We start from the raw sequence: 19,748 nt of genomic DNA on the forward strand, positions 1-19,748 counted from the left end.
GGGGAGCGGATGTGGAACAGTGTCCGTCTGTGAGCGAGACCCTCCCCGCGGCCGTCACGGAGGAGACGCTGACCGTCTCCGACGTCGCCTCCCGGCTGTCGATCCCCGCATCCCGCGTCCACCAGCTGGTCCGGGAAGGCCAGCTCCTGTCGTTGAAGCACGACGGCCAGGTGGTCGTCCCCGCCGTGTTCCTGGACGGGAACGACGTGGTGCGCGGCCTCAGCGGCACGATCAGCGTGCTGCGCGACGGCGGCTACGACGACCGCGCGATCCTGACCTGGTTGTTCACCGAGGACGACTCCCTGCCCGGTTCGCCGATCGGGGCGATCGGCGCCGGCCGGCACAAGGAGGTCAAGCGCCGCGCCCAGGCGATGGCGTTCTGACCGGCGCGGCCCGCCCGGTCCGTTCCCGGGCCAGCTCCCGGCCCCTGGCCAGCACCGCCCGGCCCAGGCCGGGCAGCGCGACGGCGGCGCGGCGCCGGTTCGGCACCGCGACCCGCCGCTGCAGGATGTCGTAACCGGCGTCGGCGATCTCGTCGAGGATCCCCGCGTACAGCGTGCGCGCGGTGCCCACGCAGGCCCGGGACACCGGCTCCAGCATCGGGATCCCCGGGTCCGCGCGCCGGTAGGTGGCCCGGGTGCGGGCCACCAGGTGGGCGAGCGCGCGCCGCACCCGCGGATCGGGCCGCCCGGTGCGCCGCGACCAGGCCAGCAGCTCCCGGTCCACGCCGAACGCGGCCAGCTCGTCCGCCGGGAGGTAGACGCGGCCGCGGTCCAGGTCCTCGCCGACGTCGCGCAGGAAGTTCGTCATCTGGAAGGCGACGCCGAGCAGCGTGGCGTGCGGCTCGGCCTCGGCCCGCGGGACCACGGTGCCGAGCACCGGCAGCGTCTGCAGCCCGATCACGGCGGCCGAGCCGTGCACGTAGACGGCCAGGTCGGCGTCGGTCGGGTAGCCCTCCACCGTGAGGTCCATCCGCATCGAGACCATGAAGTCGCGGAACAGCGACGGGTCCAGCGCGTGCCGGCGCGCGGTCTCGGCGACGGCCAGCACCTCGGGCCTGCTCCCCGGCTGCGGTGCCCCGTCGAGCGCGGCCGTCAGCTGCGCGTCCAGGGCGTCGAGCGCCGCCCGCGGACGGCCGCCGCCCGCACCGTCCGGGTCGTCAACGATCTCGTCGGCGTACCGGGCGAACCCGTAGAGGGCGTGGATGTCGACCCGCCGCTCCGGTGGCAGCAGCCGGGTCGCGAGGTAGTAGGTGCGGCCGTGTTCGGCGTGCAGGGCGCGGCAGGCGGTGTACGCGGCCCGCAGCGCCGGGTCGGTCACCCCGGCGGCGTCGAGCTCCGCGCGCCCCGCCCGCTCAGCCGCCGTCGCGGGCACCGTCGGTCACCGGGGAGGGGCCGGCCGGGCGACGGCCGGCACGCAGGCCGAGCGGATCCGGCCGGAGCAGCGCGACGGCGGCGAGCAGCCCGGCGGCGGCGCACAGCAGGAGATAGGGCGGCGCGTAGAGCGCGGTCTCGCCGTCCGGGAAGTAGACGATCATCAGCCAGATCGAGCCGAAGACCACCCACTGCAGCCCGCGAGCGCTCCACGCGGTCATCGCGAGCAGGCAGAAACCCCAGCTCAGGTACCACGGCAGCGTCGTCGGCGCGAGCACGGCGGCGAGTGCCAGCGCGATCGCCGCGTTGCGGATCGCGATCGTCCCGCCGTCGCGGGCCAGCCACCACAGCGCGACGATGAGCACGCCCAGCACGCCCGCGCCGATCGCCCGGAAGACCTCGACGAACGCCTGCTGGTTCAGGCCGTCCACGAACATCCCGGCGACGGCGTGCGCCACCTGCCCGGCGCCGGTCGACCAGGACAGCCAGTTGACGATCATCGACGGTGCGCTGAGCGCGGGCAGCCAGCCCAGCCCGTAGCCGGTGGCCCAGGTGCACGCCCCGAACACCGCGACGAACACGGCGACCGAGGGGAGCCCGGCCCGCACCAGCCGGGACCAGAACGGCCCGGTGAGCTTCGCGGCCCAGACCAGGACCAGGAACGGCAGGATCAGGCCGGCCGAGGCCTTGACCGCCATCGCGAGCGAGGCGACGACGATCGCCCAGAGGAACCGGTCGCGCAGCGCGAGCAGCGCCGCGAGCGGCAGCAGCCCGACGACCAGCAGGTCGTTGTGCACGCCGCCGACCATGTGCACGACCATCACCGGGTTCGCGACCGCGATCCACAGCGCGACCGCGGGCCGGCCGCCGAGCCGCCGGGTCAGCGCCGGGAGCACCGCCACCAGCAGCACCAGGCCGCTGACCAGCATCAGTCGCATCGCGATGACGCCGAGCAGGACGTTCTGGCCGACCAGCAGCACGATGCCCTGTGCCAGCAGGATGAACAGCGGGCCGTACGGCGCCGGGGTGTCCTGCCAGAAGAAGTGCACGTTGTCGGTGAAGATCCCGCCCATCGTGTCAGGCCCGAACCGGTACGGGTCGTACCCGGCCAGCGGCAGGGCGCCCTGGGCGAGGTAGCTGTACGGGTCCCGGGTGAACAGCGGCGGGGTGACCAGCATCGGGATCATCCAGACGCAGGCCGTGGTCAGCACCGCGCGCCCGCCGACCCGGTGGGCGAGGACGTCGCGGCCCAGCCGGACCCACGCCCAGACCATCAGGGCCAGCCCGGTGTAGACGACGATCCCGGCGATCATGGCCCCGTGGCCGTAGCGCCAGAACGACAGCGGCGAGTTGCCGAGGATCGGATCGCGCACCGGGATCCCGCCGGCGCCCGGCGCGCCGAGGAACATCAGCACCGTGCCGGCCAGGCCGAGCAGCAGGGTGCGCCGCGGCGGGTCGCCCAGCCGCGCGGTGAGCGTGCCCCAGCGGGACCTCGGGGACCCGCTGCGCGGGTCGCTCGGGTCACCGGCCGCGGTCACCGGCTCCGGTGCCGCGGGGCGGGGGATCGGGGGCGAGGGCTGGGCGGTCATCGTGGCCGGAATGATTCCACGCCCGGCTCAGCGGGCGACCCGCGACCCCGCACCGCGACCGGCCCGCTCGGGCGAGCGCGGCCCGGTGATCCGCTCCGCCGCCAGCCGCCCGGAGACCAGTACCGGGGGGATGCCGACGCCGGGGGTGGTGCCGCAGCCGGCCAGCACGGCGTTGGACACGCCGCGCACCAGGTTCCGCGGCCGGAACGGCCCGGTCTGGGCGAGCGTGTGCGACGCGGAGAACGGCGTCCCGGCGGCCATCCCGGCGGCGGCCCAGTCGCGCGGCGTCCACAGCCTGGTCCAGCTCGGGGTGGCCCCCGGATCGGCCAGGCCGCGCTCGACGAGCACGCCGAACAGCTCCTCGGCGTAGGCGGGGCCGATCCGGTCCCAGTCGATGCCGGGGGCGACGGCGGTGTTCGGGCACGGCGCGAGCACGCTCATCAGCTCCCGGCCGTCGGGCTGCAGCCCGGGATCGGTCAGGCCGGGCCGGGTGACCAGCAGCGACGGATCGCTCATCAGCTGGCCGCGGTCGATGATCTCGCGGAAGGTGCCCTCCCACGAGCCGCCGAACGAGATCGTGTGGTGGTGCCGGGCCACGCCGGGGGACGGGGTGGGCATCCCGGCGTGCACGACGACCGCGCTCGGCGACCAGCGCAGCCCCAGCGGACGGCGCGGCGCGCCGCCGAGCAGGTCGTAGGCCGCGGGCAGCTCCGGGGTGAGGACGACGGCGTCGCAGGCGGTCTCGATCTCCTCGCCGCCGCCGGCCGGGACCGACCGCACCGCGGTGACCCGGTCCCCGGACCGGACCAGCCGGGTCACCCGGCTGCCGTAGCGGACCTCGGCACCCGCGTCGGCCGCGGCGCCGGCCAGCGCGGTGCCCATCGCGCGCATGCCGCCGCGCGGGAACCACACCCCGGCGACGGTGTCCATGTAGGCGATCACGCCGTAGGCACCGAGCGCCCGCTGCGGGGCGACGCCGGCGTAGAGCGCCTGGAAGGAGAAGATCCGGCGGAGCCGCTCGTCGGGCAGGAACCGGTCGATCCGCCGGCCGAGCCGGCCGAACCCGCCGAGCGCGACCAGCCGGGCCAGGTCCGGCCCGAACAGGGAGAACGGCGAGTCCAGGTTGGCGTCGATGAAGGAGTCCATCTCGGCCCGGTAGAGGTCGGTCAGCCAGCGCCGCAGCCGCCGGTAGCCCTGCGCGGACTCCGGACCGCAGGTCTCGCGGACCTCGTGCTCCATCGCCGCGGCGTCGGTGTGCACCGCGATCGCCGAGCCGTCGGCGAACTCCGCCCGGTAGGCCGGATCGAGCCGCACCAGGTCGAGCCGGTCCGCGGTGCGCTCGCCGACCGCGGCGAACGCCGAGTCGAGCAGCTCCGGCATGGTCAGCACGGTCGGCCCGGTGTCGAGCCGGTACCCGCCGTGCTCGTCGGTGACGTCGAGCCGCCCGGCCCGCCCGCCGGGGAACTCCTCCCGCTCCAGGATCGTCACCCGGCGGCCGGCGCCGAGCAGGTGCAGCGCCGTGGACAGCCCGGCCAGCCCGGCGCCGACGACGACCACGTGATCGGTGCGGCCGGGCACCGTCCGCACGCCGCTCACCAGGCCCGCCGGGTGGCGCGCTCGGCCAGCTCGAACAGCTGGGCGCGAGCGGGCTCCAGCACCGGCGCGGCGTCCAGCGCGTCCAGCGCGGACCCGGTCAGCGCGGCGATCCGCTGCTCGACGACCTGCACCGCACCCAGCTCGGACAGCACCGAGCGGACCCGGTCGAGCGCCTCCCCGGCGAGCCCCGGATCGCCGAGCGCACCGGTGATCACCTCCTGCGCGGCCCGGTCCCCGCGCTGCTCGGCGCGCTGCAGCGCGGCGGCGACCAGCAGCGTGCGCTTGCCCTCGCGCAGGTCGTCGCCGGCCGGCTTGCCGGTCACCCGGGGGTCGCCGAAGACGCCGAGCAGGTCGTCGCGGAGCTGGAACGCGACGCCGATGTCGGCTCCGTAGCGGCGGTAGGCGCCCAGCAGCCGCGGCTCCGCGCCGGCGATCGCCGCCCCCAGGTGCAGCGGGCGCTCGACGGTGTAGGCGGCGGTCTTGAACCGGTCGATCTTCAGGGCGGTCGACTCGGCGGCGTCGCCGGAGGCCTGGGCGAGCACGTCCAGGTACTGGCCGGAGAGCACCTCGGTGCGCATCGCCCGCCACGCCTCGGCGGCCCTGGCGTGCGCGCCGTCGGGCAGCGACGCGGAGTGGAACATGTCGTCGGCCCACACCTGGGCCAGGTCGCCGACCAGGATCGCGACCGCGGCGCCGAACCGGGCGGGCGGCCCCGACCACTCGTTCGACGCGTGCGTGCGGGCGAACTCGACGTGCACCGTCGGGCGGCCGCGGCGGGTGGACGAGGCGTCCATCAGGTCGTCGTGCACGAGCGCGCACGCCTGTACGAGCTCCAGCGCGGCGATCGCGGTGAGCACGTCCTGGGCGTGCTCGTCCTGCGGGTCGCCGCCGGCGCCGCGCCAGCCCCACCAGGCGAAGGTGGGCCGCAGCCGCTTCCCGCCGCCGAGCACGAAGCCGGCCAGCGAGTCCGCCGCCTGCGCGACGGCCGGGTCGATGCCCAGCACGTCCGTGCGGCGCCGGTCCAGGTAGCCGGCCAGCACCCGTTCGACGTGCTGGGGCAACGCGTCGTCGAGCGGCGCCGGCCCGGCCGTCGTGATGTCGCCGGGGCCGAGCGGGGCGGAGGCGGGAGCAGCGGGATCGACCACGCAGCCAGGCTAACGGTGGTCACCGACACTCACCCGGCGACCGCAGGTGGGAGCGCGTGCGGGGGCCCGGCCGGGTGGCCCGGGGCGCTTCAGGGGCCCACAGCGGCACGTTCGCACCGTAAGGTCATCCGGGTGACGACGACCTCTGCATCCACGGTGACCGAACGGATCAGCGTCGACCGCCCCTTCTTCGCGGTGGAGTTCTTCCCGCCGAAGGACGACCAGGGCGAGGCGGACCTCTGGCGGGCGATCCGCAGACTCGAGGTCCTGGACCCGGCCTACGTGTCGGTGACCTACGGCGCGGGCGGCTCCAGCCGGGACCGCACGGTGCGCACCGTCGAGCGGATCGCCACCGACACCACGCTGTGCTCGATGGCGCACCTCACGGCGGTGTCGCACTCGGTGGACGAGCTGCGGCACGTGATCGGCTCGCTCGCGGCGGCCGGCGTCTGCAACATCATGGCGCTGCGCGGCGACCCGCCCGGCGACCCGCTCGGCGAGTGGGTGAGCCACCCGGAGGGACTGGAGTACGCCGACGAGCTGGTCTCGCTGATCAAGCGGTCCGGGCCGTTCTGCGTCGGTGTCGCGGCGTTCCCCTACGGCCACCCCCGCTCGGCCGACCTGGCCGCCGACACCGAGCGCCTGGTCGGCAAGTTCCGGGCCGGCGCGGAGTTCGCGGTGACCCAGCTGTTCCTCGAGCCCGACGGTTTCCTGCGGCTGCGCGACCGGGTCGCCGCGGCCGGGTTCGATCAGCCCATCATCCCCGGGATCATGCCGCTGACCTCGGAGAAGACCTTCCACAAGGGGCCGGAGCTGTCCGGCTCGCCGCTGCCGCCCGCGCTGGTCGAGCGGCTCGCCCCGTACTCCGGGGACGCGAAGGCGTTCCGCGCGGCGGGCATGGAGGTGACCGGCGAGCTCTGCGAGCGGCTGATCGCCGAGGGCGTGTCCGGGATCCACTTCTACTCGCTGAACCGGTCGACGGCGACCACCGAGCTGATCGACCGGCTCGGCCTGGCCGAGCCGCGGCGCTCGGCGGCCGGTCGGTCGGCCACCGCGTCGGCCACCGTCTGAGGTTCCCGGCCGTCTGAGGTTCCCGGCGGCGGATCCGGTCCGGGTCCGCCGCCGATCCTCGGGCCGCGCCGGACCGGCGGCCGGGCCGCCACCGGGCCGGACCGTCCGGGTGCCGGACGGTCTCAGCGGCGGATCGCCGGGTTCCGGTCGCGGTGGGCGAGGAACACCACGGCCCCCGCGGCGACCGCCACCAGCCCGGCCAGCAGCAGCGACCAGCCGACCACCGACGGCGCGTTCGGGTCGGTCGAGACCACCGACGCGTTGAGCTGGGAGACCTCGCCGGGGGCGAAGGTCCAGGTGACCGTCCCGCCGTCGGCCTCACCGTCGGTCTCCACCACCTCGCCCGGGAAGCTCATCGCCAGCCGGACGTCCGAGCGGTCCACCGGCATCGTCGTCAGGTCGGCCCGCCCGCGCACCGCGATCCGCTCGCCCACCCGGCGCATCTCCAGGTTCGCCCGGGCCGAGGCGGTGCCGCCGAGCGCGGCGAGCTCGGAGACCTCGGGGAAGGTCAGGCCCTCGAACGACGCCCTGGAGCCGACGAACCCGTCCTCGTCGTAGGGCGCGAGATCGACCTTGTCCTCCAGGGCCGGGGGCACGGTGACCTCCGGTCCGCTGCCGTCCGGGGTCGCGATGACGATCGTGCCGTCGACGGTGTCGTCGGGCTGGACGGCCAGCGCGACCTGCACCCGCGCGCAACCGGTCAGGGCGAGCAGGGTGAGCACCGCGAGCAGCACCGCGGCCTTCGTGCGCCGCCGGTGCGGAACGGTGGAGCTGCGGGGGAGCGGCATGCCGGACATCGTGCCACCCGGGGGCGGCCCGCCCGGCGTCACGCCGGGTCGTGTCCCGGGTGAGTCGCGGCCGGTGCGGGCGGGGCGAGCGGGAGCTCGCGGCCGAGCACCGCGAACGGGCGCGGGTCGCCGGTGAACAGGTGCTCGCGCAGCACGTCCCGGAAGCCGGCGCGGCGGTAGAGCCGCCACGCCCGGCCGGGGGGCTCCGGGCCGTACTCCGGGGTGGACAGCAGCATCCGGGACCGCCCGGCGTCCCGGGCCAGCGCGCGGAGCAGCGCCTCCCCGATGCCGGCGCCCTGCGTCCTGGGGTGCACGTGCAGCTCGGTCAGCTCGAAGTAGTCGGTCAGCCAGTCCGCGCCGACGCCGTCGGGATCGCCCCGGCGGGCGCGCAGGCCGCGCCGGACCTCCTCGAACCACCACTGGCCGGGCCCGCCCCAGTAGCCGTAGCCGATCCCGCCGAGCCGGTTCCGCTCGTCCACCCAGCCGACCGCGCGCCAGCCGGGCCGGTAGGAGTGCTCCAGCCAGAGCGAGCGGCGCTGCCGGGCGGTCGAGCGCGGGTAGCCCATCGCGGTCACGTACACGTCGATGGCGTCGGTCAGCCGGCCGGCGAAGTCGCTGCGGCTGAGCCCGACCAGACGTGGCCGTGCCGGCGCGGCGGTCACCGCGGGCCCCACGCGCCGCGGCGGGCCGCGGGGCCGGCGTCCGCAGCGGGACGGGTGGAGGCGCGCATGCACCCATCACATCACGCTCCGAACGGTCCCGCGGCCCGGGTGTGCCGGACCGTGGCCGGACCGTCACCACCGACGACCGGACCACCCGGCCGCCGGACTTGACTGCCGATCGAACACGCGTTCTACTGAAGTACGTCGAACGCGCGTTCGACATCCGGGCGTCCGGTGCGGGGTGGGGGAAGCATCCCGTCGCCGGGCGACCCGGAACCGATGCCGGGGAGCGGGGGCCGAGGCCGCTCCGCGGGAAGGGGCGTGGTGGGAGTGGGTGGCTTCTCGCGATTGTTCCGAGCGCGGCAGCCGGCGGCCGTCGACGTGCGCTGGCAGAACGGTGAGCCGGTCGAGTTCCAGCGGCGTCCGTCGCGGCGCGGCGAACGGTTCCTGGTCACCGGGGTGCGCGACCAGTGGGTCGAGGAGTCGCCGTGGCCGTTCCCGTCACCGATGCCGATCGGCGGCGACCGGCTCAGCTGCTGGCGGGTGCAGGCGCGGTCGGTGGAGGAGCCGCTCGAGCCGCCCCGCGAGGTGGTGCTCCGGATGCGGGCCGGGCCGGGTGTCTGGGACCTCGTGCAGGTGAACGACTGACGGATGCGGGTGGGACACGGGATGGAGGTGCCGCGATGAGCACGACGATGGAGCTGGATCTGTGGCCGCCGGCCGCGCCGGATGGTCACGACCCGGAGCAGGCGGGCCCGGCGGGGGAGCCGGTGACCCGGCCGGCCCGGTCGGACCGGTCGAGCCGGCCGGCCCGGTCGGACCTGCCGGCCCGGCCGGACCTGCCGGACCTGCCGGACCTGCCGGACCTGCCGGCCCGGTCGGCCAGGTCGGACCGGTCGGCCGGATCGGACGAGCCGGGCCCGCCGGTCGTTCCGGCGCCCCGGGGCGTCTGCCGCGGGGGCGAGCGCGGCACCGGCAGCCGGTCGTCGCGGTCCGGCGGGACCGCCGCCTCTCCGCGGTCCGGCGGGACCGTCGCGTCTCCGCGGTCCGGCGGCTCCACCGTTTCCCCGCGGGCCGCCGCCTCACGTGGCGGTGGTGCGGTCGCCCGCACCCCGCGGGCCGGCGGTGCGGGGTCGCACGGGGGAGCGGGGGCGCCCCCGTCGCGGGATGCGCTGGCGCTGCTCCGCCAGGCCGCCGACCAGCTGGCCGAGGCGCATCGCGATCCGGATCCGATGCGCCGCTATCCCGCCGCCTACCTGGCGGCGCTGCGGGCCGGGGCGGCGGTGCTCGCGATGCGGGCACGGCCGCGGCCGCGGCGGGGAGCGCCGCGGGACGTCTGGCGGCTGCTCGCCGAGGTCGCACCGGAGCTGGAGGAGTGGGCGTCGTTCTTCGCCTCCTGCTCGCGGGTGCGGGCAGCGGCCGAGGCCGGGATCGAACGGATGGTGGATCGGCGCGGGGCCGACGACCTGCTGCGGCAGGCCGAACAGTTCGTCGGGCGGGTGCAGCAGCTGCTGCCGCGCTGAGCGACGGCCGGGGCGCCGGGCGGCCGCCGGGCCGCGGGATCACAGCGGGCCGCCGGGATCACAGCGGGGCCGCGGGATCACGGCCGGGCCGCCGGACGGCCGGACGCGGGGTGACCGTCAGGCCGAGGCGTGACCGTCAGGCCGAGGCGGCGGGCCGGTCGCGGGAGGCGCTGCGCAGCACGCGCCCGAGCAGGGAGGTGAACACGGCGGAGATCTCGCGGGCGCCGGGGGTGTCCCAGGCCTGGATCGGCAGGCAGGCGCCCTGCGCCTGCTGCACGGCGGACCGGTCCGGCAGGACGCTGTTGAACACCAGGGGCCCGAACAGCTCGCGGAGCTCGGAGATGCGGAAGTCGTGCTCGGTGTTGCGGGGGCGGACCCGGTTCACCAGCACCCCGAGCGGCTGGAGCCGGTCGTTGGAGCGCTCGCGCTCGGTCTGCACCGCGTCGAAGGCGCGCTGCACCCCGGACACCGAGAACATCGTGGGATCGGTGACCAGGATCGCGCGGTCCGCCGCGGAGAGCGCGCTGCGGGTCAGCTGTCCGAGTGAGGGCGGGCAGTCCACGATCACCAGCCGGTAGCGCTCCTCGGCCAGGCCCCGGGCCTCGTCGGCCGGGTCGGTGATCAGCTCGCCGGCCAGCCGCTGCAGTGCCCGGTCCAGGCGGTGCAGCTGGGCGGCGCCCGGATCCGGATGGTTGTGCCGCTCGGTCTGCTCCGCGCCGACCAGCACGTCGAGTCCCTCACCCCAGGCCGACGGGGCGATCGCCCGCTCGACGACGGCGCGGCGCGGCTCGTCGAGGACGTCGGCGACCGTGGCGGTGGTGGGCTCGGGATCCAGCGCGGTGGTGGCGTTCGCCTGGGGATCGAGATCGACCACGAGGGTGGACACGCCGTGCCGCTGCGCCGCGCCGGCCAGACCGAGTGCCACCGTGGTCTTACCGACGCCGCCCTTGAGACTCAGAGTGGCGACGACCTGCACCGCTTCAACGTACCGTGTCGTTCCACCGTGGTGTGTCGCGGAGGGTGTCCGGTCCGGCCGCCGCCGGGCCCGGCGCATGCGCGGGTGGCCACCGGTCCGGTGACCACTAGGCTGCCGGCGTGGGATCGCCGACACGGGAGCAGGCCGGAGCAGCGCGCGGTGCCGCCGTGTTCCGGGTGTTGGACAGGGAGATCGAGCGCGTCCGCCGGGGGACCGGCGCCGCTCCCCGGGTGCTGGACGTCGGCGGGGGGAGTGGCACCTGGGCGGTGCCGCTGGCCGCCGCGGGCTGCACCGTCACCGTCGTGGACACCAGCCCGAACGCGCTGGCCACGCTGGCCCGCCGGGCCCGCGAGGCGGCCGTCACCGACCGGATCACCCCGGTGAACGGTGACGTGGACACGCTCGCCGACGTGGCGCCCGCCGACGGCGCGGACCTCGTGCTCGGGCACGGCCTGCTGGAGGTCGTCGACGACCCGGGCCGGGTGCTCACCGCGCTGGCATCGGCGGCGGCCCCCGGGGGCGGCGTGTCGGTGCTCACCGCAGGCCGCTACGGCGCCTTCATCGGCCGGGTCGCCGCCGGCCGGCTCGCCGAGGCCCGGCAGCTGCTGACCGACCCGGACGGCCGGACCGGCCCGGAGGACCGGTTGCTGCGCCGGTTCGACGCGGCCCTGCTGCGCGAGCTGGCCGCCGGCACCGGCCGGCTGGACGTCGAGGTGCTGCAGGGCGACGGGACCCTGGAGGCCTGGCTGCCCGGCCCCGGACAGGAAGGCGAACCGGCCGGTCGGGACGAGCGTGACGAACTGGACATGCTGGCGTCGGCCGTCCCGGCCCTGGGTGAGGTCGCTCCGCGGTTGCATCTGCTCGCCCGGCGGTTCTGAACCCGGGTCGCGCGGCGTCTGACGGCATCCTGACGCCCCCCGGACGGCCAGCGGACGGTCGCCCACGGTGACCGTGCCACCACCGTCGACCTGCGGATCCGCCGCCGTCCGGGTGGTCCGGCCGGCACCCGCGTGACCGGCGACACGCCGCGCCGTGCCGCCCGCTCGACGATCAGCCGAGCAGGTTGCCCGGTCCGGGTGGTCGCAGCACGATTCGCCTCGTACTCTTATGTCCAGACGCCCAGGTGGGGCGCCCGTCGTGCCGATCGGGGCCGGGAAGCCCGGATCGGGGCGACCTACCGTCCGATTTCGTGTTCCGGAGGTGAAGGCATGCCGCTCTCCGAGCACGAGCAGCGCCTGCTCGAACAGATCGAACGGGCCCTCTATCAGGAGGACCCGAAGTTCGCCTCTTCTGTGAGCGGCAACCGGATGAGCAAGCCTGCTCGTCGGCGCCGGATCCAGGGGGCCGTCGTCTTCGTGCTGGGCCTCGTCCTGCTCGTGGCCGGGATTCCGTTCCAGGCGCTGTACCTGGGCGACATCCCGGTGCTCAGCGTCGTCGGATTCCTCGCCATGCTGGGCGGTGCACTGCTCGCGGTGACCTCGATCGGCGCCCGCGGTAAGGACGCCGAGGCCGAGGGAGGTGCCGAAGCGCCCAAGGACCCGAAGTCCGGCGGCGAGAACGGCGGCTTCACCGGTCGGATGGAGGAGCGCTTCCGGCGTCGCTTCGAGCAGGAGTGACCCCACCTCCACGTCATCACGGCGGGGCGGGACATCAACGCGATGTCCCGCCCCGCCGTCGTCGTACAGGGCCGAGTCGTCTGAGGGGCCGAGTCGTACGCGGAGCCGAGTCGTACGCGGAGCCGAGTCGTACGCGGAGCCGAGTCGTACGCGGAGCCGAGTCGTACGCGGAGCCGAGTCGTACGCGGGCTGACCAGCGGCGCACGTCCCCCGGGGCGGCCCGGTTCAGTCCCGGGTGCTGGGCACCGGATCGTCCTGGTCGGCAGCGCCGGCCCGGCCCCGCCCGGCCGACGGCATCGAGGACACCGAGGGCACCACCGACGGCGGCAGCATCCGGGAGCGCAGCGAGCCGCCACCGGCGGCGATCGCGGCCCGCACCTCGTCGACCAGGCCGTCGAGGGTCTCCGGCCCGGGCAGCACGCCGCCGTACCAGCTCGCCTCCACCCGGCCGGCCAGCTCGGCCAGCGCCGCGGCCGGACGGCCGGTCAGACCGTGCCGCTCGGTGATCCGTGCGGCGGCCGCGCGGACGGTGTCCTCCGGCGGGACGGGCACCCCGTGGTCCCGGGACGCGGCCAGGATCTCCTCCCAGGCCGCCGCGGCCGCACCCGTCCCACCGGCGCGGGCCAGCCCGGCCCGGCGGACGTACTGCCGTCGCCGCCACAAGCCGGGGGTCAGCGCGAGCAGCACCAGACCGGCCACCAGCGCCGCGACGACGACCAGCGTGACCCACGGCGACCCGTCACCGGCGGTCGTCGCGGGCTGCCCCTCGGCGGGGGCCGGCGGCTCCGGCGCGGCGTCCCCGCCGTCCGCCGGGGGCGCCGGGGCGGGCTCCGGCGCCGGCTGCTCCTGCGCGGGCACCCCGCCGTCCTGCTCCTGGGCCTGCTGGACGTAGCCGGGTTCGATGGTCTGCCCGTCGGCCAGCGGTGTCGGGTCGAACGTCATCCAGCCGTAGCCGGGGAACCAGGCCTCGACCCAGGCGTGCGCGTTCTCGGTGGAGATCGTCCGGCCGTCCGGCCCGTCGGTGCCCGCGGTGAACCCGACCGCCACCCGGGCCGGCACGTCGACGGCCCGCAGCATCACCGCCATCGCCGAGGCGTACTGCTCGCAGTACCCGGTCCGTCCGACGGTCAGGAAGTCGACCAGGGCGTCGTCGCCGGCACCGGGCGCGGTCGCCAGGCTGTAGGTGAACGGGGAGTCCGGGCCGGTGAAGTGGTTCTCGATCGCCATCGCCCGGTCGAACGGGTTGGTGGCGCTCGCGGTCACGTCCCGCGCGATCTGCACCACCCGCGGATCGACGCCCTCGGTGTCGAGGTAGGCGCGGTCCACGGTGACCGGGCCGGACGCGCCGCGCAGCTGCTCGGCGGAGGGCTCGGGCAGCCGCATCGACTGCGACCAGCCCTCCTCCTCGCGCGGCCGTTCGCTGTAGGCGATGCCGCCCGAGGCGTCGTAGGCCCAGCCCTCCGGGCCGACGTCGATCGCCGTCGGGTCCCCGAACACCGGCAGCCAGTAGTCGCGGAACCCGAGGTTGTCCACCTGGACCGTCTGCTCGGCGGCGGGCCCCGAGGTGGACGGCGGGAGCGGCCCGGTCAGCGGGATGCCGGGCTGCGGCCGGCCGGCGGTCCAGCCCTCCTGCGGGACGTAGGTCTGCAGGGTCAGCGCGCGCAGGTAGGCCGGATCGTCCATGCCGCGGACCCGGAACAGCTCGCGCGGCTCGCTGCGGGTCAGCTGGCCGCGCAGCGAGGTGAACGGGCTCAGCCCGATCGACCCGTCGGCGCCGGCGCCCGCCCCGGCGCCCCCGGCCGCGTCGAACCGCCCGGCGGTGCCGACGGCGGTCGCCGCGGCACCGGCGAGCAGCGCCCCGGCGACCGCGACGGCGACCACCGCGGCACCGGCCGGCGCCTGCCGCAACCGCTCCGGCCGCAGGAGCAGCAGCATGCCGAACCCGGCGGCCGCGGCGACCAGCGACCACCACGGCAGCAGCTCGGACTGCAGCGCGACCGGCACCGCGAACACGACGAGCAGCGGCACCCCGGCCGCGGCGGGCGCGCCGATGGTCACCGCGAGCCCGAACACCGCGATCGTCAGCGCACCGAACCCGAGCGTGACCAGCAACAGGATCTCCGGCGTCGCGGCGACCGGCGGGAGCCCGGTGTCGATCTGGGCGCCCGCGCCGCCGAGCAGCGCGGCCAGCTCGCCCAGCGCGGCCGGGCCGGGCAGTACGCCGAGCACGCCGCTGCCGGTGAACAGGCCGGTGCCCAGCAGCACCAGCGCGAGGAGCTGACCCGGTGCGGCGAGGGCAGGCCGGACCGCGAGCAGCAGGCCACCGGTGGCGGCGGTCACCGCGACCGCGAGCGCCGCGTACCCGAGCCAGCCGAACCCCTGCACGACGGCGCCGGTGGCCGATCCGGCGAGCAGCACCGCCAGCGCGGACGCCACCGGCCCCAGCAGGGCGCTCCCGGGCGGGGTGGGCTGCCCGCCCGGCGCCGTGGCGGGCGCCGGCGGCGGGAGCGTCGCGGGGGCGCTCACCGGATCCCGCCGGGCGCGGTCTGCGTGCCGCAGGCGTCGGCCCAGGCACGCTGCACGGTCGTCCCGCCGGACACCACGGTGGACTGCCAGCCGGCCCGGCGCAGGGCGGCGGCGGCGAGCGCGGCGGGCCGGCCGGGGGAGGTGCCGGAGGACCAGTCGTCGACGTCGAGCAGGATCGCGTGGCCGCCCCGCGGCCAGGCCGCGACCAGCGCGGTGACGTCCTGTGGTGCGGTGGCACCGAGCACGGCGAGCACACCGTCCGGCTGCCCGGTGCCCGGATCGGGGGCGCCGCCCAGCGCGGCGGTCGCCGACGGCCGGAGCACGGCCAGCGTCTCGAGGCGCTGCGGGACGGCGTCCTCGCCGGAGACCGCGTCCAGGATGCCGCCGCCGTCGTCGAGCCGGGTGCCGGACTCGTCGACCAGGGTGACGGCCTCGCCCCGGCGCAGCAGGTGCACGGCGACGCTGGCGGTGAACTCGACCGCCCACTCCAGGCTGCACCGTGCGCCGTGCCCGCGGTGCGCGGCGTCGCGCCGGTCGAGCAGCAGCGTCACGCCGGTCGGGTCCGGCCGGTCGTCGAGCCGGACCATCAGCTCGTCGCGCCGGGCACTGGAGCGCCAGTGCACCCGTCGCAGCTCGTCGCCCTGCCGGTACGGCCGGATCAGCACGTCCGGGGTGCCCGCGCCCGGCCGGCTGCCGCCCTCGGCGCCCCGCCCGGCCGCGGTGGAGGTCAGCGCGGGCCGCCCGGTGAGCGGGGTGACCCGGGGCAGCACCAGCCAGCGGTCGGCGGCGAGCACGTCGTGCCGGAACTCGGCGAGGCCGAGCGCGTCGGTGCCGCGCCCGCGCAGCGGACCGATCCGGTAGGCGCCGCGGACCGCGGGCCGCAGCGGGTAGCCGACCCGGGCGCCGCGGCGGCCGAGCCGGTGCACGGTGAAGCGCGGGGGATAGCGGTCCGAGGGGCCCGCCGCGTCCGGCACGGTGTCGGCGATCCGGAGCGAGCCCAGCAGCGATCCGCCGGCGATCCGGAGCAGCGCGGTGCCCGCCTCGCCCGCCTGGATCCGGGACGGCTCCAGGGTGCGGGTGACCTGCAGCGTGCGCCGGGACCGGAGCGCGACGAGCAGCGCGAGCAGCGGCAGCAGCACGACGAACGCGCCGACCCGCACCAGGTCGCGCTCGTCGAGGACGACCGCGCAGACGACCATCGCCAGTCCGCCGGCGAGCAGGCTGCGGCCGCGCACCGTCAGCCCGGCGGGCCGCTCCCGGCGGGCGGTGCCGGGCCGGTCGGCGAGCGGGCCGGGGGTCGGGTCCGCGCGCTCGCCGGGGGCGGCGTCGCGGGCGGCGGGCACGGCGGCCTGCCCCACCGGCGGGCGGGCCGGGGCGGACCGGCCGGCCCCGGAGGACACCGTCACGTCAGCTCCGCGGCGGGGAGGGCACCGCGACCCGGCCCAGCGCGCCGCGCACCAGATCGGCGGTCGAACGGCGGGCGGCGACCCCCTCCGGGCCGAGGATCAGCCGGTGCGCCAGCACCGGCACGGCGACCGCCTGGACGTCGTCCGGGACGACGTAGCCGCGCCCGGCGGTGGCCGCCCACGCCCGGGCGGCGCGCAGCAGGTGCAGCGTCGCGCGCGGCGACGCGCCGAGCCGCACCTCGGGCAGCCGCCGGGTCGCGCCGACGATCTCCACGCAGTACCGGCGGACCTCGGCCGCGGTGTGCAGGGCGCGGGTGGTGGCGACCATCGACCGCAGCGTGTGCAGGTCGGTGACCGGCCGCATCCGCTCCAGCGGCTCGTCGGTGCCGTGCTCGTCGAGCATGGCGAGCTCCGCGGCCGGGTCCGGGTAGCCGACGCTGATCCGGATGGTGAACCGGTCGCGCTGGGCCTCGGGCAGCGGGTAGGTGCCGTCCATCTCGACCGGGTTCTGGGTGGCGACGACCAGGAACGGGTCGCCGAGCGGGTAGGTGCCGCCGTCGGCGGTGACCTGGTGCTCGGCCATGCACTCGAGCAGCGCGGACTGGGTCTTCGGCGAGGCCCGGTTGATCTCGTCGGCGATCACGACGTTCGCGAAGACCGGGCCGGGTCGGAACTCGAACTCCGAGGTCTGCCGGTTGTAGATCGAGGTGCCGGTGATGTCGCCGGGGAGCAGGTCCGGGGTGAACTGGATGCGGCTCACGGCGCCGTCGACGGAGCGGGCGAGCGCCTTCGCCAGCGAGGTCTTGCCGACGCCGGGCACGTCCTCGACGAGCAGGTGGCCCTCGGCGAGCATCGCGACCAGCGCGAGCCGGATCGCCTCGGGCTTGCCGACGATCACCCGGCCGACGGTTCCGGCGATCCGGCCCGCGACCTCGGCGACCGCGCCGACGTCGAGCTGGTCCGCGCCGTACCCGGGGGTGGCGCCCGTCGGTTCCGCGCGTCGGCCCGGCATCCCGGGCTGCGGGGACGGGACGGACGGCACGGACGGCGCAGAGGGTGCGCTCGAGGACAACGGGCCTCCTCAAGGGATGACGGGGCACGGCCAGTCTGTCAAACGTCGCCCGATCGTGATCGGCCGCCGCCGTCCGGCCGCCGTGCTGCGGCCGGACGGGCCATCGAATCCGGCGCGGTACTGCTCCGGACGGCGGTGCGGGCGGGGTCCGGTCGAACGCCGGGGCCGCCTCCCCACCGGCCTCCCGCCCGCCGCCCCACCCGCTCCCACCGGCCGCCCCACCACTCCCCACCGGCGTCCCCACCCGCTCCCACCGGCCGCCCCACCGTTCCCCACCGGCTGCCCGCACCGGACCCGCCGCAACCCCTCCGACCTGCGACGACGCCGGTGGGGGAGCGGAGTGCCCGATCCGGCTGCCCGGGGCCTCCACGGCCGCTCCGGGGTCGCGCTACCGGGTGGCTCCCCACCACCCCCCACCGACTCTCACCTGCGAAAACGGCCGATGAACAGGAGGTGCGGGAATCATCTCGGGTTGACGGTGGGTGGTTGTGGGGTAGTGTGGTGATCGCTGGGGCGAACAGGTGCCCCAGGTGGAGGTGGGGTCGGTGTTCCTCGGCACCTACACCCCGAAGCTGGACGACAAGGGGCGGCTCACGCTGCCCGCGAAATTCCGCGACGAGTTGCGAGGCGGCTGCATGATCACGAAAGGGCAGGACCACTGCCTCTACGTGTTCACCCGTGACGCCTTCACCGAGATGGCACGCAAGATCGCCGCGGCGCCGCTGACCAACGAGTCGGCGCGGGTCTTCCAGCGGAACCTCTTCTCGGGCACCGACGAGCAGAACCCCGACGGCCAGGGCCGGATCGCGATCACGTCCGAGCTGCGCCGGTACGCCGGACTGACCAAGGACTGCGTGGTGATCGGCGCGTTCACGCGCGCCGAGATCTGGGACGCGCAGGCCTGGCAGGAGTACCAGGAGCAGCACGAGAACGAGTTCGCGAAGGCGCAGGAGGAGGTTCTGCCCGGGCTGTTCTGACCCCCGCTGGCGGGCGGGGGAGAGGAACGGCATCGCATGCAACACGACGGACGGCATCACCGTCGCCGTCCCGACCCGGGTGCCGTGATCGGCGGCCCTGGCACACCTTCCCCGGTGCCAGGTCCTCACCGGCACGGCCCCCGGGTGGGGACGGCGCCGGCGCCCACCCCGACTGGGGAGTTCGGGTGGCGGGATGGCGGCCGTTGTCCACAGGCGCATCGCAGGCCGGTTGTGGGAACCGGCGCGAGCGGTGCACCCAGGGACTGGTCCGACCGGTTCCGGCCCGACCGGGCCGGGACCGGAACCGGCAGACCGGACGGCCACGGGGGACGAACGGCACGCACGACTCGGGGGTGGGACGTGGCAGGTACTCCCGACGACGGTGACGGCGCGATCCACGACGGCGCGAACGACCCTGATGGGCCCGCGCCCGGCGAGCGGCACGTCCCGGTCCTCCTCGACCGCGTCAGCGAGCTCCTCGGTCCCGCGCTCGCGGGATCCGGCGCCGTGCACGTGGACGCCACCCTCGGCATGGGCGGCCACGCCGCGGCCCTGCTCGCCGCGTACCCGCAGCTCACCCTGGTCGGCCTCGACCGGGACCCGCAGGCCCTGGAGATCGCGGGCAGGCGGCTCACCGCCTTCGCCGACCGGTTCCGCCCGGTGCACGCCGTGTACGACCGGATCGGCGAGGTGCTCGCCGAGCTCGGTATCGACGGCGTGCAGGGCATCCTGTTCGATCTCGGCGTCTCCTCGCTGCAGCTCGACGAGACCGCCCGCGGGTTCTCCTACTCCCGCGACGCCGATCTCGACATGCGGATGGACCCGACGACCGGGCCGACCGCCGCCGACGTCCTCAACAGCTACTCCGCGCCCGAGCTGCGCCGGATCCTGCGCGAGTACGGCGAGGAGCGGTTCGCCGGGCCGATCGCGAACGCGATCGTGCGCAACCGCGCGACCACCCCGTTCACCCGCAGCGCCGAGCTGGTCGAGCTGCTCTACGCGGTCGTCCCGGCCGCCTCCCGCCGGACCGGCGGGCATCCGGCGAAGCGGACCTTCCAGGCGTTGCGGATCGAGGTGAACGCCGAGCTGGACGCACTGCGCGGCGCGCTGCCCGCCGCCCTCGACGCGCTCGCGCCGGGCGGCCGGATCGTCGTGCTGTCCTACCACTCGCTGGAGGACCGGATGACCAAGCGGGCACTCGCCGAGCGCACCCGGTCGCGCACCCCGCTCGACCTGCCGGTCGAGCTGCCCGGGCACGAGCCGGAGTTCCGGCTGCTGACCCGCGGCTCGGAGACGGCGACCGACACCGAGATCGCGCGCAACCCGCGGGCCGCCCCGGTGCGGCTGCGGGCAGCGGAACGGGTGGCGTCATGACCACCGTCACGACGGGCACTACCAGCGGCAGGGCACGGCGGAGAGGCAGGAACC

At 76.1% G+C, this 19,748-nt stretch carries 18 protein-coding genes; 8 read left to right on the plus strand and 10 right to left on the minus strand.

The features are described 5' to 3' along the window. Nucleotides 1-29: 29 nt before the first annotated feature. Entirely contained in the window at nt 30-383 is a 354-nt protein-coding gene (locus ACVJO7_RS09375) for an Rv2175c family DNA-binding protein (RefSeq protein WP_344018791.1), read from the plus strand. Here ACVJO7_RS09375 and ACVJO7_RS09380 read toward each other — a convergent pair. Genes ACVJO7_RS09380 through ACVJO7_RS09395 form a run of 4 tightly spaced genes read right to left on the minus strand, consistent with a single transcriptional unit; the run spans nt 352 to nt 5,655 of the window. Next, nucleotides 352-1,374: a phytoene/squalene synthase family protein gene (locus ACVJO7_RS09380; RefSeq protein WP_491672531.1), complete on the minus strand. Its 1,023-nt coding sequence runs from the start codon at nt 1,372-1,374 to the stop codon at nt 352-354. The genes ACVJO7_RS09375 and ACVJO7_RS09380 overlap by 32 nt on opposite strands. Then, nucleotides 1,355-2,962: a polyprenol phosphomannose-dependent alpha 1,6 mannosyltransferase MptB gene (gene mptB / locus ACVJO7_RS09385; RefSeq protein WP_344018793.1), complete on the minus strand. Its 1,608-nt coding sequence runs from the start codon at nt 2,960-2,962 to the stop codon at nt 1,355-1,357. Before mptB ends, ACVJO7_RS09380 begins: the two co-directional genes overlap by 20 nt. Nucleotides 2,963-2,989: 27 nt before the next feature. Continuing rightward, the gene (crtI, locus tag ACVJO7_RS09390; RefSeq protein WP_491672702.1) at nt 2,990-4,549 is read right to left on the minus strand and encodes a phytoene desaturase family protein; all 1,560 of its coding nucleotides are present in this window, start codon (nt 4,547-4,549) and stop codon (nt 2,990-2,992) included. A gap of 5 nt (nt 4,550-4,554) precedes the next feature. Beyond that, on the minus strand, nt 4,555-5,655 hold the full coding sequence (locus ACVJO7_RS09395) for a polyprenyl synthetase family protein (RefSeq protein ID WP_491672703.1): 1,101 nt from the start codon (nt 5,653-5,655) through the stop codon (nt 4,555-4,557). Between the two features lie 180 nt (nt 5,656-5,835). On the opposite strand from ACVJO7_RS09395, the gene ACVJO7_RS09400 reads away from it, so the two are divergent. After that, nucleotides 5,836-6,774 (plus strand): methylenetetrahydrofolate reductase, encoded by a 939-nt coding sequence (locus ACVJO7_RS09400; protein WP_491672532.1) that lies wholly within the window; start codon nt 5,836-5,838, stop codon nt 6,772-6,774. Nucleotides 6,775-6,896: 122 nt separating this feature from the next. On the opposite strand, the gene ACVJO7_RS09405 is transcribed toward ACVJO7_RS09400, so the two are convergent. Together ACVJO7_RS09405 and ACVJO7_RS09410 are read right to left on the minus strand one after the other, a co-directional pair. Beyond that, the gene (locus ACVJO7_RS09405; protein ID WP_344018797.1) at nt 6,897-7,562 is read right to left on the minus strand and encodes an LppM family (lipo)protein; all 666 of its coding nucleotides are present in this window, start codon (nt 7,560-7,562) and stop codon (nt 6,897-6,899) included. A 38-nt stretch (nt 7,563-7,600) separates the two neighbouring features. Next, on the minus strand, nt 7,601-8,224 hold the full coding sequence (locus ACVJO7_RS09410) for a GNAT family N-acetyltransferase (RefSeq protein ID WP_358481895.1): 624 nt from the start codon (nt 8,222-8,224) through the stop codon (nt 7,601-7,603). Nucleotides 8,225-8,572: 348 nt separating this feature from the next. Here ACVJO7_RS09410 and ACVJO7_RS09415 point away from each other — a divergent pair, with 348 nt between their 5' ends. Together ACVJO7_RS09415 and ACVJO7_RS09420 are read left to right on the plus strand one after the other, a co-directional pair. Next, on the plus strand, nt 8,573-8,872 hold the full coding sequence (locus ACVJO7_RS09415) for a hypothetical protein (RefSeq protein WP_344018803.1): 300 nt from the start codon (nt 8,573-8,575) through the stop codon (nt 8,870-8,872). Nucleotides 8,873-8,907: 35 nt separating this feature from the next. Further along, nucleotides 8,908-9,747: an SAV_6107 family HEPN domain-containing protein gene (locus ACVJO7_RS09420; RefSeq protein ID WP_491672533.1), complete on the plus strand. Its 840-nt coding sequence runs from the start codon at nt 8,908-8,910 to the stop codon at nt 9,745-9,747. 136 nt (nt 9,748-9,883) lie between these two features. Here the strand turns inward: ACVJO7_RS09420 and ACVJO7_RS09425 are convergent, their stop codons facing one another. Continuing rightward, nucleotides 9,884-10,723: a ParA family protein gene (locus ACVJO7_RS09425; protein ID WP_344018807.1), complete on the minus strand. Its 840-nt coding sequence runs from the start codon at nt 10,721-10,723 to the stop codon at nt 9,884-9,886. Nucleotides 10,724-10,842: 119 nt separating this feature from the next. Between ACVJO7_RS09425 and ACVJO7_RS09430 the strand changes: the two genes are divergently transcribed. Continuing rightward, nucleotides 10,843-11,601 carry a class I SAM-dependent methyltransferase gene (locus tag ACVJO7_RS09430; RefSeq protein ID WP_344018810.1) on the plus strand — a complete coding sequence of 253 codons (759 nt, stop codon included), beginning with the start codon at nt 10,843-10,845 and terminating at the stop codon, nt 11,599-11,601. Between the two features lie 330 nt (nt 11,602-11,931). Continuing rightward, nucleotides 11,932-12,339, plus strand: coding sequence for an SCO2097 family morphological protein (locus ACVJO7_RS09435; protein ID WP_344018813.1), 408 nt, complete (start codon nt 11,932-11,934; stop codon nt 12,337-12,339). Nucleotides 12,340-12,564: 225 nt separating this feature from the next. Here the strand turns inward: ACVJO7_RS09435 and ACVJO7_RS09440 are convergent, their stop codons facing one another. From ACVJO7_RS09440 to ACVJO7_RS09450, 3 genes are read right to left on the minus strand one after another with little or no spacing between them, the layout of a single operon-like run. Continuing rightward, nucleotides 12,565-14,865 carry a transglutaminase TgpA family protein gene (locus ACVJO7_RS09440; protein WP_491672534.1) on the minus strand — a complete coding sequence of 767 codons (2,301 nt, stop codon included), beginning with the start codon at nt 14,863-14,865 and terminating at the stop codon, nt 12,565-12,567. Further along, a complete protein-coding gene (locus ACVJO7_RS09445) occupies nt 14,862-16,271 on the minus strand; it encodes a DUF58 domain-containing protein (RefSeq protein WP_491672535.1) in 1,410 nt (469 codons plus the stop codon). Before ACVJO7_RS09445 ends, ACVJO7_RS09440 begins: the two co-directional genes overlap by 4 nt. 1 nt (nt 16,272) lies before the next feature. Further along, nucleotides 16,273-17,283 (minus strand): AAA family ATPase, encoded by a 1,011-nt coding sequence (locus ACVJO7_RS09450; protein ID WP_491672536.1) that lies wholly within the window; start codon nt 17,281-17,283, stop codon nt 16,273-16,275. Nucleotides 17,284-17,888: 605 nt separating this feature from the next. On the opposite strand from ACVJO7_RS09450, the gene mraZ reads away from it, so the two are divergent. Both mraZ and rsmH read left to right on the plus strand, forming a co-directional pair. Further along, nucleotides 17,889-18,320, plus strand: coding sequence for a division/cell wall cluster transcriptional repressor MraZ (gene mraZ, locus ACVJO7_RS09455; RefSeq protein ID WP_344019334.1), 432 nt, complete (start codon nt 17,889-17,891; stop codon nt 18,318-18,320). A gap of 393 nt (nt 18,321-18,713) precedes the next feature. Further along, a complete protein-coding gene (gene rsmH / locus ACVJO7_RS09460) occupies nt 18,714-19,694 on the plus strand; it encodes a 16S rRNA (cytosine(1402)-N(4))-methyltransferase RsmH (protein ID WP_491672704.1) in 981 nt (326 codons plus the stop codon). The last annotated feature ends 54 nt before the right edge of the window (nt 19,695-19,748 follow it).

Source organism: Pseudonocardia sp. DxW (assembly GCF_058448985.1).

What these genes read in the sequence shown, in the direction of transcription:
- ACVJO7_RS09420 (WP_491672533.1), top strand. Translation starts at nt 8,908, where the DNA reads ATGAGCACGACGATGGAGCTGGATCTGTGGCCGCCGGCCGCGCCGGAT.
- ACVJO7_RS09435 (WP_344018813.1), top strand. Translation starts at nt 11,932, where the DNA reads ATGCCGCTCTCCGAGCACGAGCAGCGCCTGCTCGAACAGATCGAACGG.
- ACVJO7_RS09450 (WP_491672536.1), bottom strand. Translation starts at nt 17,283, where the DNA reads ATGCCGGGCCGACGCGCGGAACCGACGGGCGCCACCCCCGGGTACGGC.
- mptB (WP_344018793.1), bottom strand. Translation starts at nt 2,962, where the DNA reads ATGACCGCCCAGCCCTCGCCCCCGATCCCCCGCCCCGCGGCACCGGAG.
- ACVJO7_RS09405 (WP_344018797.1), bottom strand. Translation starts at nt 7,562, where the DNA reads ATGCCGCTCCCCCGCAGCTCCACCGTTCCGCACCGGCGGCGCACGAAG.